Source organism: Streptomyces sp. NBC_01314, from assembly GCF_041435215.1.
GTDB lineage: Bacteria > Actinomycetota > Actinomycetes > Streptomycetales > Streptomycetaceae > Streptomyces.
Genome location: NZ_CP108394.1, coordinates 866,234 through 883,603, shown reverse-complemented (window position 1 = coordinate 883,603; position 17,370 = coordinate 866,234). Strand labels below are relative to the sequence as shown.

Sequence of the window (17,370 nt, the reverse complement as noted above, 5' to 3'; positions counted from 1 at the left end):
ATGACGGACAACACACCTGGATGGCGTCTGTACCCGCGTCTGCTGCTGCGCCGCGCCGGGTTCGGCGTGGAGTTGCTCACCGACCTGGCCGACGGTCCCACCCTCGCCACGGCCGCGGAGTACCGCGCCGCGGCGGGACGGTTCGAACAGAGCCGCACCCTCCTGCGGGAGGAGATCGCCAAGACCGTCGCCCGAGCGGACCGGACGGCGGACCGGGCGAAGCTGCGCGAGCTGTCCACGATGCGCAGCCGGGCCGGCCGCAGGCTGCCCGTCGAACCCGGGACCCTCAACCCCGAACTGGCCGAGGCCGTGGGCGGCTACGCCACGGCGCTCGCCGCCGAGCGGGAGACGGCGGACCGGCTGACGGCGGTCCTCGCCGAAGAGGCGCTGCGCCGGCCGGAACGTGTGCGCGCCCTGCTGGACGACGAGCGGGTCCGCGACGCGCTGTTGCAGCTCTCCCCGTCCTTCCACACAGAAGTGCTCCGCTGGAACGACGGCTGGGCCGAGCGGGGCGGGGCGGGACGCAACCGGGCCAAGGACCGCTCCTTCTACCGCCGTGCATACCTGTACGGGCAGAGGCTCGGCGCCAAGAACGAGACGACGAGCTTCTTCGGCCCGCTCGTCCACGGCAGGGTCGACCGGGCCGCCGACGGTATCGAGCTGGGCCCCGAGACGGAGTCGGGAGTCCACTTCTTCCAGGCGCAGACGGCCTTCTGGGCCGTCTGCGAGCTGGCCCGGCTCATCGGCACCGATCCGGCCGTACGCGACGCGTCCCCGGTGTTCTGGCTGCCCTCCTGCCACCGGGAGGAAGACAGCGCACCCGGTGAAGGAGCGATCCGGCCCGCAGACGGCCGCCGGATCAGACTGGTCGGCGCCCAGTGGACCGTGGCCCGCGCTGTCGACGGCCGACGGTCGGTCACGGACCTCGCCGACCTCGCCGGAGCCGAAATCGCCGACGCACGGCACGTGTTGGAGCGGCTGCGGCAGGTCGGCGCCGTCCGCCTCTGGCCGGAACCCCCGTCGACCGCGGCACGGCCGCTCGACTGGCTGATCTCCTGGGCGGACCGGTACGCCTCCACGACCGGCTGGCCGGCCGGGCTGCGTGAACTGCGGGACCTGGCCGACTGGTACGCCGCGGCCGACGGCCACCGGGCACGGGCCGCCGCGCTCGCCGACGTCGAGGAATGCTTCACCGCGCTCACCTCGGTCGACGCCCGGCGCGCGGGCGGCCGCATGTACGCCGACCGGCTCGTGGTGTCCCTCGATGCCAAGGGCGACCAGAGCCCCGTCGTGGTCGGCGGCCCCGTGGCACGCCGTTGGGAGGAACAGCTCACTCCCGTACTCGACGCCGCCGCCCGCTACGGCGAGATCCAGCAGCGCGCCGCGGCCCGGCTGTGCGGGCAGATCGTGCGCGCGGCGGGCCCCGGCCCCATGCCGTACGACGAGCTGATCCGCCGCACACACGCGGCGGTCGAAAGTGGTGCGCTCGCTGAACTCACCTCAGAGGCGGACGGGTTCACCCTCGCCTACACGGAGTTGGTGCGCTCCGGTCTGCACGGCCGGGAGGCACGGCTGACCGCGCGGGATCTGGCGGCGCTGGCCCCCGATCCCGGCCGGGACCGGTTCGTGAGCCCGGACCTGATGCTGGAGAGCCGGCCCGACGGCCCCGACCTGCTCGTCCTGGGCGAGCTGCACCCGTACGTCTTCGCCTGGGGCTCCCAGGGACTGTTCAGCGACGAACAGGACCGGATGCTGGACGACTTCGCCACCGGACTCGAACCATGGGGCGGCCCCGAACGCATCGCCACGGTCATCAGACGGCGCCGCCACAAGGGGCTGGTGGCCGACTGGTTCCCGGGCCGCTTCGTCGAGATCACGGCGGTGGCCACCGAGGACGCGGACCGGACCGTGCCGCTCACCGACCTGACGGTCGTCCTCGACGACGGGCGGCCTCGACTGCGCACGCCCGACGGCGAGTTGGTCCTGTACGCCGGTGAGGACGACCACGTCCACCTGCGGGCGTTCGCCGCCCCCGGAGTGGCGCTTCCCCAGGTCAGACTCGGGGACTTCGCGCCACGGATCACTGTCGGCGATCTGATCGTGCAGCGGGCCCGCTGGTGGTTCGGCCGCGTCGACCTCGCCATCGACGCCGTACGCGACTCCGCGGGTGCCTTCCTCGCGGTGCAGGCGCTGCGGGCGCGGCACGGGCTGCCCCGGTTCTGCTTCGCCTCCGCCGCGCACGAGCCGAAACCCGTCGGAGTTGACCTGGACAACCCGCTGGCGGTCGACGCGCTCGTGGCGATGGTCCTGGCAGGGGAGGACCGGCAGATCTCGCTCGCGGAGATGCGTCCCGCGCCGGACGCCCTGTGGCTGAGCCACGGCGGATCGCCCGTGACCTCGGAGTTCCGGATCGCCATGAAAAGAGCTTCGTCGTGAACGAATCCCCCGCAGCCGCCCCGGCGGGCCCGCGCTGGGAACTGCTGCCGGCCGTCGTCCTGCGCAGCGCCGGGTTCCCCTGGCAGATGGTCGAGTCCCTGACGTACGAGCGCACCCGCGAGCTCCTCGACGAGTTGTCCGCGCTGGAGGCGGAGGCCGCCGAAGTGGCCGCCCGGCTGCGGCCCCACGGCCGTCTCGCCCGTGGTCAGCAGAGCAAGCTGCGTAATCTGCGGCCCCTGCCGCCGTCGGAGACGTTCACCGAGGACTGGCTCGCGGAGTGGAACGACGTGGCCGGGCGGGTGACCCTGGCCCGGGAGCGGATCGCGTCGACGGTCGACTCCGACGCCGCGCTCGTCGAGAAGGCCCTCACGGGCATCCGTACCGACCCGCGGGTCAATGACGCCATAGTGTGCTCTTCCCCCGCCGTGCACCGAGACCTGGTGAGGGGGACGACGGGCGGCCGTATCCGCAGGCAACTCGCCTCCTACGCACAGCGGCTGGCGTCGAAGAGCGAGACGATGAGCTTCTTCGGCCCCATCAACTACGGACGGGTGGACGCGGAGTCGGACGCCCCGACCACCCTCACCTGGCGGGGCCACCAGGAGATCCCGGTCCGCCAGGCCCACACCGCCGCCCGCGTCAACGACGCCGTGCAGGCCCTGCTCACCGAGGACGACTCCCTCGCCACGCACCTGGTGCCCGTGCGCAAGACCGTGACCCGCGCGCCCCGGGGAGACGGGCTTCTCGCGTCGCTGGTCCGGGAGGCCGACGGCGAGCGCACCGTGGCGGGGATCGCCGCCGGGCTGGGCGCGGCCGAGGACGACGCGGTCGGGCAGTTCCGCACGGCCGTCGCCAAGGGACTGCTCACCCACACGCTGTGCCCGCCCGCGACGGTCGTCGATCCGCTGCGCTGGACCCTGGAACGGATCGACGCCTCGGACAACGCGACGGCGAGCCGTGCCGCCGGTGTACGCGCCCTGCTGGTGAAGATGCTCGACCTGCTCGACGGCTACCCGGCGGCGCCCCCCGACCGCAAGCTGACCGTCCAGGCGGAACTGGAGTCCCTGCTCCCGGGCGCCTCGGGGCCGACTCGGCGGGGCCGCTTCTACAACGACCGTGTGATCGTCCACGAGGCCGCGGTGGGGACGGCCGACCTCACCGTGCGCGGGCCCCTCGCGCGCGACATGTGCGAGGCCGTCGCCCCGGTGCTCGATCTGCTCGCCCACGAGGCCGAGTCGACCAGGATCCGTACGAACAGCGCCGTCGCGGCCCACCTCGGTCCCGGCCGGATCCCCCTCACACGGGCGCTGCGGGACTGCGCCTCGCTGGAGATCGTGGCCGGCGGCCGCCTGGGAACCGAACTCGGCAAGGTGATCGCCGACGCCGGGGCGGACCGCGCGGAACTGGACGTGGCGGGGCTGCTGCCGAAGCCGCCGGCGCCGCCGGAGCCGGTGCTGTGCTCGATCGACGTCCTCGTCGCCGCGGCCGACCTCGCCGACTACCGGCCCGGCGACACCCCCCTGGTGCTCGGCGACATCCACGACGCGGCGCTGCTCACCCCCTGGGCGCTCCAGTTCCACCCGGACTCGGCCGAGCTTCTCGCCGGACGGGACGCGGCCGTGCGCCGTGCCCTCGGCGACCGGCTCGCCGTGAACGTGATCTCGCGCCGCACGACAGGTCTGCCGCCGCTGGAGTTCCCCGGCGTCGTCCTCGAACTGGGCGGCACCGCTGCCCCGGGACGCGAACGCGTCGGCCTGGACGAGCTGTGGCTGGACAGCGACGGCGAACGGGTCGAGCTGCGCAGCGACACCCACCCCGGCCGGAGCATGCTGTTCCACAACGGTGAACTGGACACCGCAGTCCACACCGCGCTCGCCCTGCCGCGCATCCGCCGCCCGGCCCTCCCCGATCTGCCCCACGTCCCACGGCTGCGCTGGGGCAACGTGGTGTTCTCGCGGCGCCGCTGGACCGTCCCGAGCGCCGCCGTACTCGACGCGGCGGGCCGCCCCCAGGACGCCGACCGGCTGCTGGAGTCGGCCCGGCTGGTGCGTGCACACGGACTGCCGACGCGGTTCTTCGTGAAGTCCCCGGCCGAGCGGAAGCCTGTGTATGTGGACACGGCCGCGCCCGAACTGCTGAAAGGGCTCGCGCGGCTGGCAGGCACCGCGGAGCAGCTCGCGGTCTCCGAGCCACTGCCGGCGCCCGAGGACACCTGGCTGCGGGACGGAGAACTGCGGTTCGCGTCCGAACTGCGCTGTGTGTACCTGCGGGGCGGGGGTGAGAGTTGATGGCCCGCCGTCTCCTCGTCCCCCCGCTGTCCGACCTGAGTCTCGCTCCGGATCTCGCGCCGGGGGACGAACTCCTTGATCTCAACGCGGCGTTCGTCGACCGTCTCACGGGTGACGCTCATCTGCGGGGCCTGGCCGCCGGTTACGCGACCGGAGGGCACGACGCTGACGACGATCCGGCCGAGGCGGCCACCAAGACCCTGTTCGTCCGGGCCGCCGGGGCGGTCCTGGCCCGCGGCCGTCATGACGCCGGCCGGCTGCGGGCCGTGGGCGTGGCCCTCCGGCTTTCCGGCGAGGACGACCCGGCGCTGCGGCTCGCCGGGGACGACGTGGAACTCGTCGGCGGCACCACCGAGGCAGGCACCGACGTGCTCTCGGCGGCGGCCCGTACGACGCTGTGGGAACCGGAGACCGACCGCGCCCGCGACTGGGCGCGGGGCCACCGGGTGCACCTGCTGATCGAGACCGACCAGCAACTGCCCGCCGCCGCCCGGTTCATCGAGGCCGTCGGCCCCGAACGGACCGTGCTGTGCGGCCGGTTCGCCGCCGACCACGCACCGGCGCTGCGAGCCCTGGGCCCGTTCGCGAACGCCGCCGACATCGAGGACTGGGCGCCCGCCTGGCGGCTGCGCCCCGAGTGGGCGGCCGACGGCGAGCCCGTGCACTGGGTGCGCCGGGCCGCGACCTGGCGGGCGGGCGTCCCCTGGGCGGGCTGGCTGGAACCGGAGGAGGCGGCCCTGCTGCCCGAGGAGGCGTGGAGCGACTGCCGGGGCCTCGCGCTGACCGTGGCCCGGCTGGAGTCCTGGGCGCGGGTGACCGGAACCCACGGCACCCCCGTCGGCCTGGAACACGTCCTGAAGCTCGCCGGCCCCGGCCGGCTCGCCGTGGAACTCCTCGTCGGCGCACCGGGCGTCGGCGCCGAGGAGACCACCGCCACCGCCCGGCGGCTGGTGACCGGCCCCGGTCCGCGACTCGCCGGGTTCAGCGCCTTCCGGCTGCCCGCCGCACGCGGCCGTACCGTGCCGGACACCTGGGGCGGGCTGCCGCTGACACGGACCGCCGTCGGACACCACGACCTGCCGCGCTGGGACCCGTTCGACGCCCCCGGCACACTCGGCCGGTCCGAGCGGACCGCTTTGATCGGCGCGCTCACCGGCGAGTCCGGGACGGACACCGACCTCTTCCCCGGCCGGTTCGCGGGCAGTGCGGCTGCCGTTCCCGGGCCGGAGTCCCTGTGGGAGCCGTCGGCCGCCGTCGTCCACGAGGAGGGGCGAGGGCCGGACGGCCGCGGCCCCGGACCCTTCGTGGTGAACCTGAGGTCGGGCGGCGCCTTCCGGCTGCACCCCCGGCTCGCTCCCGTCGTGGAGCGCCTGGCGTCGGGCGACACCACCGTCCTGGACCGGCTCGGCGAGACGGTCCGTACGAAACTGTCCGGCCAACTGGTCAGGGCCGGCGTGATACGGAGGCACCGGTGAACCGACGATGGCGTATCGGACGGGAGTTCATCCTGCGCCACGCGGGCATGCCGTTCGACTGGCTGGAGGAACTGGGCGCACCCACGTTCCTGCTGGACCTGGCGGACGAGGTCCTGGAACGGGAGCAGGCACTGCTCGACCTGGTCGCGGCCCGCTTCGACGGGGAACGGGCGGCGTCCCTGCGGGCCGAGGTACTGCGCGGGCGCACCGACCGGCTGCCCAGGTCCGGCGGCGACGGCTGGTCGGAGGCCGCACGCGCCTGGGAGGACACGGTACGGCGCTACTCGGCCGCCTACGAGGAGGCCGACGAACAGGCCGGGAAACGCCTGCGGGAACTCCTCGCCCACCCGCTGGTCTCGGAAGCGGTGTTCCTGTCCAACCCCGACGCCCACCGCAACATGCTCCGCCCGCTGCTCGCCGGTGACGGCCCGCTCACCTCGCGCCGCCGCCGGGTGCGCCGCCAGATGTACACGTACGTCCAGCGGTTCTGCGCCAAGAACGAGACCGTGAGCTTCTTCGGTCCGATGGCGTACGGGACGGTCCGGCCGGGCTCCGGCGCGGAGCTGCGCAGGGACGTGCCGCGCACCCGCAAGGTGTTCCTCTCCCACTGGGCCGCGCGCGCCCTGGTCACCGCGATCGCCAGGGACCCGAAGATCCTGCCCCACCTCGCCTTCCACACCACCGGCCGCGGCGACACCGCGGCCGAACCCCTGCTGCGACTCGTCCCCCCGGGCGGGACCGCCTTCAAGGACGTGGTCCGCGCGGCGGGTCTGCCGGCCGGCGACGTGGCCCGGACACTGATGCGGCTGGTGGCGGCGGAGGCCCTCACCGTCGGTCTCGGCGGCGGCGACTACGACCTCGATCCGCTGACCACCCTGCACGGCCAGCTCGCCGCGCTGCCCGCCTCCCCGGCGCGCGAGCGCTGGCTCGGACACGTCCGCGAACTCGCCGCGCTGCTGGACGAGATGGCGGAGCAGCCGCTCGACCGCAAGGCGGCCACCGTGGCGACGCTGGAGGAACGGTTCACGGAGATCACCGGCAGACCCGCCCGCCGGGGAGCCGGCGCCGCCTACGCGGACCGCGCGGTGTTCTTCGAGGAGTGCGCCTCCGCGTTCGCCCTGACGGTCGGCGACGACGTCGTGGGCGACTGGGAGGAGCGGCTCGGGCCGGCCCTGGAGGTGTGCGTGGCCCACGGCCGCGCCGCCCAGTCGGCCGCGACGGACGCGGTCCGCGCGGCCTTCACCGACGGATCCGGCGAACAGAGCGTGGAACTCGACCTGCTGGACTACGCGACGCGCGCCGCGGCGAGCCGGGCCGACTCCACCAGCACCTTCCAGGCGGCCCACGCGCCCGTGCACTCCGGAGCCGGGTGGCGGGCGGAGGTGGAGCGGCTGACCGGCGAGGCCGACGCCCAGCAGGGCGACCGGTACGCGGTCGTCGACCTGTGCCCCTCCGCGCCGGACACCGAGGGCCTGACGGGCGCCCCGCTCGTCCTCTCCCGCGCCCATCACCATCTGCTGGTGCGGAGCTGGCTGGGCACCATGCACCAGGAGCCCGACCGGCTCGCCGCGGACGCGGCCGACTGGGTCGCCGAACAGGACGGCACCGTCGTCGGCCTCGACTTCGGCCGCCGCAACAAGGGCTACTACCGCTTCCCCGGCCGTGAGGTCGCGATGCGCCCGCTCGCCTGGACCGACCAGGACAGCGCGGACGTGACCCTGCCGGAACGGATGCGGGTCACCATCGCGCCGGACGCCGTCACCCTGCGCGATCCGGCGGGCCGCGAGGTCAGCGCGTACGTACCGCTGAGCGACTTCGTCAAGTACGCGCCGATGGCCGCGCTGTCGCATCCGCAGGTGCTGCACCCGACGTTCGCCTCCCCGGACGGGGAGCAGCCGGAGGTGCGCGTCGGCGGGGTCGTCCTGCAACGCGCCCGGTGGCGGGTGCCCGCCGAGGCGCTGACAGCCCCGGAGCCGTACGCGCGGTTCCTCGCCCTGCGGCGCCTCGCCGGCCGTACGGAGGGCCGGTTCGTGTTCTGCCGCAGCGCCCGCGAACGCAAGCCCTACCTGCTCGACCTCGCCTCCCCGCTGGCCGCCGACCTCGTCAGCCACGTGGCACGCGACACGCCGTGGCTCGACGTGGAGCGGATGGCACCGGGACCGGAGGGACTGTGGCTGCGCGACGCCGAGGGGCGGCGGTACACGAGCGAACTGCGCGTCCAGGTCATCGGCAGGAGTGTGCGGCCATGACCGGAACGACACAGGTGCGCGGTGGGCGGACGGCGGCCACCGGCAGGGCGTACACCACGGTCTTCGCCGAGCGCTCCCTGAGGCTGCGGGCCGACGTCGCGCCGGACGGCACGGCCGACGAACGACGGTCCGCCGTACGCGGGATGAGCGTCGAGCACGCCGACGGGCACGGCTGGACGGAGCACCGGTTCGCCGACGACGACGCCCTGCTCCGCGCCGGCCGCACCGGGGCCGTGGGCGCTGCCGCCGACACGCTGCGCGAGGTACAGGAACGCCCCCTGTACGCCCTGTCGGAGGAGAGCAGGACCGGTCTCGCCGCCGTGGCCGCCGAGACCGGCGCGCACCTCTCGCTGGGCGTGGTCCAGCAGCATGTCGCCGCCGGCGGACCGGACCGGGTCCGCGCCGCGGAACGGATGGTGACGACCCTGGAGGTGCGGCTGACCGGAACGGACGGCACCCGGCACACGCGGTCCCTGCTGTGCGGCTCCCCGGCCGACACGAAGGCCCTGCGGGATGTGGCGGCCCGCACGGCGGAGCAGATCCGTCGCCGTCTCGCGCTGCCCCTCGCCGACACCCTGCCGGACAGGGCCGACCTGGTGCTGCTGCCCGGCCTCGCCGGCGCGTTCTTCCACGAGATCGTCGGCCACCCCATGGAGGGCGACGTGGTGGCCTCCGGCACCAGCTACCTGGGCGCCCGCGCCGGACGGCGGGTGGCCCCCGACTGGCTGTCCGTCGTGGACGGCGGCCGGGAGGCCGTACGCGGCTACCGCAGCCCGTTCGACGACGAGGGCACCGACTGCTCGACGGCCCGGCTGATCGACCGCGGCACCGTGGGCCGCCCCATGACGGACCTGGCGGTGGCGGGACTCCTGGACACCCCCGGCACGGGCCACGGCCGCCGACAGGACTACCGGCATCCGGCGATTCCCCGCATGACCCACACGGTGGCGCTGGTGGAACCCGGAACGCCGCTCCAGGCACCGCCCGGTGACTGGATCGCCCCCTACGGACTGCGGCTGCACATGATGAACATCGCCTCGGGGGAGTTCGTCTTCGACGCGCCCTTCTCGCTGCTGCACCGCGCCGACGGCGGCCTCGCCCGGCTCGGCCCGCTGGAGGTGACGGGCAACGGCGCCCGGGTCCTCGCCGGGATCGAGCCGTTCGAGCACCGCGTCGACGGCTATCTGCGCGCCACGGGCGGCTGCGGCAAGCTCGGGCAGTACCCCGTACTGGTCTCGTTCGCCAACGCCGGGCTGCGTGTCCCGTCCGGCCTGGTCGGCCTCCGGGCGGTGGCCCGTGCATGAGTCGCGCGTAAGGGCCTTCGGGGTCCTGACCCCCGCCCCCGGCGGACCCCGCGTCACCGTCTCCGTCGACGCGCTACGACTGGAACGGGACGACGCGGGACGGGTCACCGGCTCCCTGCGGAGCACGGAACCGCTCGGCCAGGAGGCCGCCAAGCACACCGGGCTGCTCCTCGCCGAGACAGCCGCCCGGGCCGGCACTGGTGACGGCGGACTGCAGAGCGCCGTGGCCACGGTCCGGGAGTGGCGCGACGCCGACGGGAAGCTGCTGGAACGCCGGACCGAACTGCTGGCCCGCGTGGAGACCGCCGGCGGGCCGGTCCTGTTCGGCACGGCCGGGAACGGCGAGCCCCTCGCGACGGCCGAGGACCTGCCCTGGCACGAACTCGCCGCCCCGGCAGGAAGCACGGCCGGCGACGGCCCCCCGGCCGACTGGCGGGAACGGCCGCTCGTGCTGCGCCCCTCGCCCGCCGCCGTGCTCGTCGCCGGTACGGCGTTCTCCCTGACCTCACGGGGCGGCCGGGACACGGCGCACAGACTCGCCGGGCGCCGGGTCCTGCCGTCCCTGACCCTGCGCGACCTGCCCACGACTCCCTCGGCCCACGCCCAGGACGACCTGGGCGGCCCGGCGCAGCCCAGGACACTCGTCGACGACGGCCGGATCCGCCCACCGGCCCCGCTGCGCGAGGGCATCCCCGTCGGCCGCGCGGTCTGGGACCACGACAGCGGCGCGTGCGCCCCGCCGCCGCTGGCCCGGCTCGAACTCCTCGGCCCCGACCTGCCCCTGCCGTCGCACGCGGTGGAACTCGTGCGCTGCGTCGAGGGACTTCAGCGCTACCACGCGGACGGCACCGTACGGCTGCAGTGCCTGGCGAGGGTCACGGAGCGGCCCGGGGCCTGGTTCACCGTCGTGCTGCGGGGCAAACCCGTGCACCTGCTGCGCCGGGCCCGTGGCCTGACCGGCCCGCCCACGGCTGTCCACAGCGACAGCGATGTGACCACCCGCTCGCTGGTGCTCGCCGGCGCAGCCGAACTGGAAGGTACCGGACATGCCGTCGTCACCGTCAACAACCCCTGATTTCGCCCTGGTAGGCGGTGGGATCGTCGGTGCCTGCCTGGCCGAGGAGCTGAGCGGCCGGGGTGCCTCGGTCGTCGTCCTGGATGCGGGGGAGGAGCCGGGCCAGGCCACCAACAAGGCCGCCGGAGTGGCCGTCCCCTCCCTCCGGTACCTCACCGACCCCGCGTTCTACGACTGGCTGCGGCATGCCAAGGGGGACCTGGACGCCGACGTGGCCCGGCTGGAGCCGGAGTTCGGCGCGTTCAGCGTGGCGCGGCCCATCCTGCGGGCCCTGCGCGCGACGGAGGCCGACACCCACGCCGAGGCCATCGAGGGCGCCGGGGCGGGCCGGTGGGTCGACGGTGACGAACTCGCCGCCGCCGGGCCGGGGCTGAAGCTGCCGGACAGCCGGCGGTATCTGCTCGACGAGGGCGGACTGATGGTCGACGGGCGGCGCTATCTGGACGCGGTGCGCCGCCGCTGCCTCGCGCAGGGGGTCACCTGGGCCCAGGGCCGTGCTGCCCGCGAGGTCCGGGAGGAAGGGCAGGCGGTGTCCGTCCTCACGGACGAGGGCACCGTCACGGCGGACCGGGTGATCATCACCGCCGGAGCGTGGAGTTCGGGCAAGGGGCTCGCGGAGGCGACCGGGGTCCGCCCGCAGCGCGGCCAGATGGTGGTGCTGCGGTCCGACGAGAAACTGAACTGCATCCTCTCCTCCGCCTACTACCTCGCGCCGGGGGTCGGGGACGACGTCATCGTCGGCGCGACCGAGGAGGACAGCGGCTTCGCGGAGCGCGTCACGACGCAGGGCATCGGGCAGTTGCTGCGGTTCGCGACCACCGTCATGCCGGGGCTCGCCGAGTCGGTCCCCGCGGAGCTGCGGGCCGGCCTGCGGCCCGTGTCCGGCACCGGCCGCCCGCTCGTCGGCGCGGTCCCCGGCCGGCAGCGGATCTTCATGTCGGCCGGGCACGCCGGTCACGGACTGCTCTCCGCGCGCTGTACAGGCAAGGGCATGGCGGCGGGGCTGATCGAGGACGACTGGGACGCGCTGCCGTACAGCATGTGCCCGGACCACGCCCTGGGCGGTGCGGCCTGATGCGCTTCGACCATGTGATCCTCGGCGCCCGGACCATCGAGCCGCTGCGCGAACTGCTCTGGGAGCGGTACGGGTTCGGCATCACCGACGGCAGCCCCAACCCCGACGGAACGGCGAGCTGGGTGGTGCCCTTCGACACCCCCGACGTGCAGTACCTGGAACTGCTCGTCACACACGACGAGGAGAAGCTGGCCGGCGCCGACTTCGGGCGGCTCTTCCTGGAACGGACCGCGGACGGGCCCGCCTTCCTCAACTGGGCCGTCCTCACCGGCGACATCAAGGGCACCGCCCGCGCGGTGGAGGCGCTCACCGGGGCCGACCCCGATCTGTACGAAGGGGAGTCGGTGCGCGCGGACGGCCAGCGGGTGCCCTGGGCGGAGGCCGCGTTCGAGCTGTCCTGGCGCAGCCGTGTGCTGCCGTTCTTCCTCAGCTACGGCAACCCCGAGGCGCGCGCGGCCCGGGTGCCGGGCGACCTCGCGGCGGCCGCCCACCGGGTGTGCCCGCGCACGCTCGACGGCCTGGTGACCGGCCCGGCGCAGGAACGGGAATGGGCGCCTGGCTGGCCGGGCCTGGACGGACTCGCCGTCGACATCGACACCGCGGCGGGCCCGGAGATCACCGCGGTCCGCGTCGGCACCGCCGAGGGCGAGACCGTGGTGCGGCTGCCGTGAACCGACCCGGCCCGGTCCGCCGACGGGTGGGCGCGACGCCACCGGCGGACCGTACGGCCTCGACGTCAGGCCGTCGCGTCGCCGGGGGCCCGCCGCTGCGCCTGGTGCGTCAGCAGCCGCTCCCTGGTCTCGTCGTCGTGGGCCGCCTGCGCGGCGGTCCAGGCAAGAGCGACCGCGCCCTGCACCAGCGCGCGGTCGGCGCCGGGGGCGACACAGGCAGCCGCGAACTCCGGCTGGTGGTTGACCGCGTCGCCACTGTCGATACCGATGCTGGGCTGGAGCGCCGGCAACGCCCGGCTCACATTGCCCATGTCGGTGCTGCCGGTGGGCATGTCGCGCTCCGCCTCCCGGGACACCAGCGGCCGGCCCAGTTCGGTGGCGGCCGCGCGGTACGCCTCGGACAGGAACGCGTCGTGCGCGAGCTCGGCGTACGCGGGGGTGGACAGCACCTCGTGCGTGCAGCCCGTGGCGACGGCGCCGGCCTCGAAGCACGCCCTGATCCGGGACTCCAGGCGGCCGAGCGACTCCATGTCGGCGGCGCGCAGGTTGTACAGCGCCCGGGTGTCGGCCGGCACCACGTTCGGGACCTGGCCGCCCCGGGTGACGATGCCGTGCACCTGCTGCCGGGGCTCGAAGTGCTGCCGGCCGACACCGACGGCGACCTCCGCCACGGTCAGCGCGTCGGCCGCGTTGACGCCCAGATGCGGGGCGAGAGCGGAGTGGGACGGCCGCCCGGTGTAGCGGACCTCCAGTTCCAGGAGCGCGAGCGGGCGCGGGGCGCAGTTGTCCTCCGGGGCCGGGTGCACCAGCATCGACATCGACACGTCGTCGAAGACCCCGGCCTCCAGGAGGGCTATCTTCCCGCCGCCCTCCTCCTCGGCCGGGGTGCCGATGACGAGCACGGTGATGCCGAGTTCGTCGGCGACGTCCCGCAGCGCCAGCGCGGCACCGGCCGAGGACGCCGCGATGATGTTGTGCCCGCAGGCATGGCCGAGTCCCGGCAGCGCGTCGTACTCGGCGCAGAGCCCGACGGTGAGCGGGCCACCGCCGAAGCGCGCGGTGAACGCCGTCTCGAGCCCGCCGGCCCCCGACTCCACTTCGAAGCCCTCGTCCCGGAGGAGACCGGCGACCTTGGCGGCGCTGCGGTGTTCCTGAAACGCCGTCTCCGGTTCGGCGTGAATGCTTCTCGACAGGGCCAGCAGTTTCTCCTCGGCGCGATTCACGGCGGCGCCGCAGCGACGTTTCGTCCGAGGCGGAATTCTCATCTGCATTCTTTCCTCCGGAATACCGGGAAACAGCCCGCCGTCTTCCGTACGAGCCCTCTCTTTCCTACCGGATACGAGTTCGAAAAGCGAGACCAGTCGGGAGAGTTGACATGGCGTCATTGAAATGGCACGTGCGGGCGGGAAACGGTGAACTGGCCGTGGAAACCATGCCCTGGTCGCTGCTGCGGGCGACAGGATTCTCCACCCGGCTGCTCGACGGACTGGCCTTCCCCGAACTCCTCGACGACGCGACCGGGTCCGCCGACGCGGAGCGCGCCGTGGCCGCCGAGCGGGCCGCCTTCCTCGACGAGCACTGGCCGGGGGTGCGGGAGAGGGTACGCGCGGTCGAACCGAGGCAGCGTTCACTGCGCGCGCTGCAGAGCTGCCGCAGGGCCGTCGAGGAGGGCGCCCCGCTCGACGAACGCTGCGTCGCCGTCCTGGACGCCACCGGCCTGCCGGACTTCGCACCCCGCTGGAACACCGTCGTCGCGGCCCGCCGGGAGCGGGAGGCCGCCGCCCGGGAGGCGTTCGCGGCAGCCCTGCACCGCGCCAGGCTGCGCACCGCGGAGGCGGCGGGCCTCGACGACTTCCGCCACGCGGTGTTCGTGTCCAACCCGACGTTCTTCGACACCGCCCTGCGGACCCCGCCGTCCGGGCACGCCGGCTGGGCCGCCACGGCGGAGGGCGCGGAGCTGCCGCGCGGACTGCGCCGCCGGATCGACACCCTGCACCGCTACGTCCGGCGGTTCGCCACCAAGTGCGAGACCGTGTCGTTCTTCGGACCGGTGCTGTTCGCCCGGATGCGGCCCGAGCAGGCGGAAGCGGTGCGGGTCGGCCCGGCCGGCCCGGAACGGGTCGTCGTGGAGGCGAGCGCCTGGCTCGTGGAACAGCTGCGGGAGCAGGCCGCGGCCGAGGTGCCGCTGACCCGGCAGCACGCGTGGCCGAACCCGCTCTTCCGTGAACTGGAGTCGGGCCTCGGGCTGGAACGGACCGCGGACGGCCGCCGGTTCAAGGTGGCCGCGCCCGCGCTGGCCCTGTGGCGGGCCGCCCGCGCGCGGGCCGGTGACCGGCTCGACGCGCTGCTGACGGCGGCCGGTGGCCCCGAGCCCACGGAGGAGCACGCGGCACGGCTGGTCAAGGCCCTCGGGCCGGCGCTCGTCGTGTCGCCGTGGCGGCTCCCGGCGACCGAACTGCACGCGCTGACCAAGGTCGCGGCCGGGCATCCGACGGCCGACGCGGTGGAACTGGCCGAGCACCGCGACAAATACGCCGAGGCCTCCTGGCCGCAGCGCGCCGAGCATCTGGAGGCGGCGCGGGCCGTGAGCCTGCGGTCCGGCGGTGAGGTCTCGCGCGACGGCGGGCGGCACTACGCGGACCGCGAGCTGTTCCACGAGGACAGATCGAGCCCCGTGAGCGAGCGGGTCGGCTTCGGCGGGCCGGTCGTCGACCGGATCCGCGAGATGACCGAGGCGGTGTTCCCGCTGGCGTTCCTCGCCGCGCTGCTGGCCCGCGAGGACGCCCGGGACGCCCTGCGCGAGACGCTCGGAGGGCGCCCCGGCTCGCTGGCGGCCCTGGCCGTGGGGGAACTCACCACACGCGACGAGCGCCGTGACCGGCTCGACGCCGTGCTGCGCCGCCTGGTGTCGGAAGGCGCCGAGAGCGCCGCGACGGCATCCGGCGCGGACCGGCCGGGCGTCGTGCACATACCGGCACAGGCCCTGAACGAGGCCCTGGCACCGCTGTGGGACACCGTCTCGTACGACCCCGAGGACGCCTGCCTGCCCAGTCCGGACCTGATGGCGGCGGGACCCGACCCAGCCACCGCGACCTGGGTGCTGTCGGAGATGCACGACGACTGCAGCTCCGTCTTCGGCGGTCTGGAGAAGCCGTTGCACAGTGACCCGGACGGGTTGTGGGACGGCTTCACCGAGACAGTGGCCCGAGCCCTGCGGCCCGAGACGTCGGCGACGATCGTCTCCCGTCGGCGCAGCGCCCATGTCACTCCCGAACTGCCGGGCGTGTCCATCGAGTTGAGCGGACTGTCGGCGAAGGACCGGACCGAGGTCGTGCCCATCGCCGACGTCGTCGTACCGGCGTCCGGGGACGCGGTGCTGGTCGACGGGCGGCACAGGCTGCTGTACCCGGGAGACATGCCGTCCCCGCTGCACCGGGCGGTCTCCCGGCCCGCCATGGTCCCCGTCCCGGTCGACCTCGGCCCGTACACCCCCCGGATCGTCGTGGAAGGGGTGGTGCTGCAACGCGCCCGCTGGCGGGTTCGGCTGCCCGGACGCGCGGGCGACGACCACGACCAGTGGGGCGCGATACAGCGACTGAGGGAGGAGAACGCGATTCCCCGGTATGTCTATGTGAAACACCCGGCGGAACCAAAACCGCTGTACGTGGATTTCGCGGATCCGCTCGCGGTGCTGGATCTCGCGCGGCTTCCGGCGGACGACGTCGTCGTGTCCGAAATGCTGCCGACACCCGACGCATTGTGGTGGCGGGTGGACGGCCGCCCGCACTGCGCGGAATTCCGGCTCGGCTGTGTGGTGCGGCCGGTCCGGAAAACATGAACCGCCGCTGACCGCGGCCGACCGCGTTTGCACGGATCGCCATATGAGAAGCAGATATCACGCAAGAGGAGAAAACACATCGTGACCGACGACCGACGTATCACCAACCTCGTCCGGGACGCCTACGACAAGTCCGCCGAGCAGTACGACGCGGCGGGCCAGATGATCTTCCATCCGCTGGGCAAGATGGTTGCCGACCTGCTGGACCTGCGGCCGGGCGAGCGCGTCCTCGACATCGGCTGCGGGCGCGGCGCCTGCCTCTTCCCGGTGGCGCACCAGGTCGGCCCGGACGGCTTCGTCCTCGGCGTCGACCAGGCGCAGGGCATGGTCGACGCCTGCACCACCGACATCCTGGCCCGCGGTCTGGAGGGGCGCGCGCGGGCGGAACTGGGCAACGCCCAGGACTTCTCCTTCGCCGAGCCCTTCGACGCGGCGAGCGCGGGCATGGTGCTCTTCCTGCTGCCCGATGCGGAGAAGGCCCTGGCCTGCGCGTACGCCGCGCTCCGCCCAGGCGGGCGGTTCGCGGCCACCACCTTCCCCACCGAGAACGGCCGGCTCGCCGCAGGCTGGGAGTCGGCGGAGATCCTCGCCGGTGTACTGGCCCGCTTCCTTCCCGACGGTGTCGAGGACCCGTGGAAGGTGGTGCTCGGGCTGGGCGGCCCGCTGGTGAGCGCCGAGTCTACGGAGGCCGCCTTCCGTGAGGCGGGCTTCAGCGAGGTGAACATCCGCCATGTGCCGGCGAAGTCCCGCTTCGAGACGATCGACGACTACCTCGCCTGGACCCGGACGGTCACCACGCGCATGCAGTGGGACCTGGTGCCGCCGGAGCGGCTGACGGAGGCCACCGACGAGGCCCGTGAGGCGCTGAAGGTGCTCGCCGGCCCCGACGGTTCCCTCGAGTTCTCCTGCCCGACCAGGACCGTTCTGGCCGTTCGCTGACGGTCCGCAGCCACCCGAGC

At 74.1% G+C, this 17,370-nt stretch carries 11 protein-coding genes; 10 read left to right on the top strand and 1 reads right to left on the bottom strand.

Annotation, left to right across the window (positions count from 1 at the left end; all coding sequences use genetic code 11):
• Genes OG622_RS04010 through OG622_RS03975 form a run of 8 tightly spaced genes read left to right on the top strand, consistent with a single transcriptional unit; the run spans position 1 to position 12,573 of the window.
• Positions 1 to 2,436, top strand: a complete 2,436-nt coding sequence (locus tag OG622_RS04010) for a hypothetical protein (RefSeq protein WP_371573336.1) — start codon at positions 1 to 3, stop codon at positions 2,434 to 2,436.
• The gene (locus OG622_RS04005) at positions 2,433 to 4,724 is read left to right on the top strand and encodes a hypothetical protein (RefSeq protein ID WP_371573334.1); all 2,292 of its coding nucleotides are present in this window, start codon (positions 2,433 to 2,435) and stop codon (positions 4,722 to 4,724) included. The genes OG622_RS04010 and OG622_RS04005 overlap by 4 nt, the downstream gene beginning before the upstream one ends.
• A complete protein-coding gene (locus tag OG622_RS04000; protein WP_371573332.1) occupies positions 4,724 to 6,199 on the top strand; it encodes a hypothetical protein in 1,476 nt (491 codons plus the stop codon). The genes OG622_RS04005 and OG622_RS04000 overlap by 1 nt, the downstream gene beginning before the upstream one ends.
• The gene (locus tag OG622_RS03995) at positions 6,196 to 8,448 is read left to right on the top strand and encodes a lantibiotic dehydratase (RefSeq protein ID WP_371573330.1); all 2,253 of its coding nucleotides are present in this window, start codon (positions 6,196 to 6,198) and stop codon (positions 8,446 to 8,448) included. The genes OG622_RS04000 and OG622_RS03995 overlap by 4 nt, the downstream gene beginning before the upstream one ends.
• On the top strand, positions 8,445 to 9,752 hold the full coding sequence (locus OG622_RS03990) for a metallopeptidase TldD-related protein (protein ID WP_371573328.1): 1,308 nt from the start codon (positions 8,445 to 8,447) through the stop codon (positions 9,750 to 9,752). Before OG622_RS03995 ends, OG622_RS03990 begins: the two co-directional genes overlap by 4 nt.
• The gene (locus tag OG622_RS03985) at positions 9,745 to 10,827 is read left to right on the top strand and encodes a hypothetical protein (protein WP_371573327.1); all 1,083 of its coding nucleotides are present in this window, start codon (positions 9,745 to 9,747) and stop codon (positions 10,825 to 10,827) included. The genes OG622_RS03990 and OG622_RS03985 overlap by 8 nt, the downstream gene beginning before the upstream one ends.
• Positions 10,799 to 11,902, top strand: coding sequence for an NAD(P)/FAD-dependent oxidoreductase (locus tag OG622_RS03980; RefSeq protein WP_371573325.1), 1,104 nt, complete (start codon positions 10,799 to 10,801; stop codon positions 11,900 to 11,902). Before OG622_RS03985 ends, OG622_RS03980 begins: the two co-directional genes overlap by 29 nt.
• Positions 11,902 to 12,573, top strand: coding sequence for a VOC family protein (locus OG622_RS03975; RefSeq protein ID WP_371573323.1), 672 nt, complete (start codon positions 11,902 to 11,904; stop codon positions 12,571 to 12,573). The genes OG622_RS03980 and OG622_RS03975 overlap by 1 nt, the downstream gene beginning before the upstream one ends.
• 65 nt (positions 12,574 to 12,638) lie before the next feature.
• Here OG622_RS03975 and OG622_RS03970 read toward each other — a convergent pair whose 3' ends face one another.
• On the bottom strand, positions 12,639 to 13,838 hold the full coding sequence (locus OG622_RS03970) for an amidohydrolase (protein ID WP_371573321.1): 1,200 nt from the start codon (positions 13,836 to 13,838) through the stop codon (positions 12,639 to 12,641).
• A gap of 110 nt (positions 13,839 to 13,948) precedes the next feature.
• On the opposite strand from OG622_RS03970, the gene OG622_RS03965 reads away from it, so the two are divergent.
• Positions 13,949 to 16,411, top strand: a complete 2,463-nt coding sequence (locus OG622_RS03965; protein ID WP_371573319.1) for a lantibiotic dehydratase — start codon at positions 13,949 to 13,951, stop codon at positions 16,409 to 16,411.
• An 81-nt stretch (positions 16,412 to 16,492) separates the two neighbouring features.
• Positions 16,493 to 17,350 carry a class I SAM-dependent methyltransferase gene (locus OG622_RS03960; RefSeq protein WP_371573318.1) on the top strand — a complete coding sequence of 286 codons (858 nt, stop codon included), beginning with the start codon at positions 16,493 to 16,495 and terminating at the stop codon, positions 17,348 to 17,350.
• Positions 17,351 to 17,370 lie beyond the last annotated feature (20 nt).

Excerpts from the sequence above, each read along its gene's own strand:
- OG622_RS04010 (WP_371573336.1), top strand. The coding sequence starts at position 1 with ATGACGGACAACACACCTGGATGGCGTCTGTACCCGCGTCTGCTGCTG.
- OG622_RS04000 (WP_371573332.1), top strand. The coding sequence starts at position 4,724 with ATGGCCCGCCGTCTCCTCGTCCCCCCGCTGTCCGACCTGAGTCTCGCT.
- OG622_RS03990 (WP_371573328.1), top strand. The coding sequence starts at position 8,445 with ATGACCGGAACGACACAGGTGCGCGGTGGGCGGACGGCGGCCACCGGC.
- OG622_RS03980 (WP_371573325.1), top strand. The coding sequence starts at position 10,799 with ATGCCGTCGTCACCGTCAACAACCCCTGATTTCGCCCTGGTAGGCGGT.
- OG622_RS03975 (WP_371573323.1), top strand. The coding sequence starts at position 11,902 with ATGCGCTTCGACCATGTGATCCTCGGCGCCCGGACCATCGAGCCGCTG.
- OG622_RS03970 (WP_371573321.1), bottom strand. The coding sequence starts at position 13,838 with ATGAGAATTCCGCCTCGGACGAAACGTCGCTGCGGCGCCGCCGTGAAT.
- OG622_RS03965 (WP_371573319.1), top strand. The coding sequence starts at position 13,949 with ATGGCGTCATTGAAATGGCACGTGCGGGCGGGAAACGGTGAACTGGCC.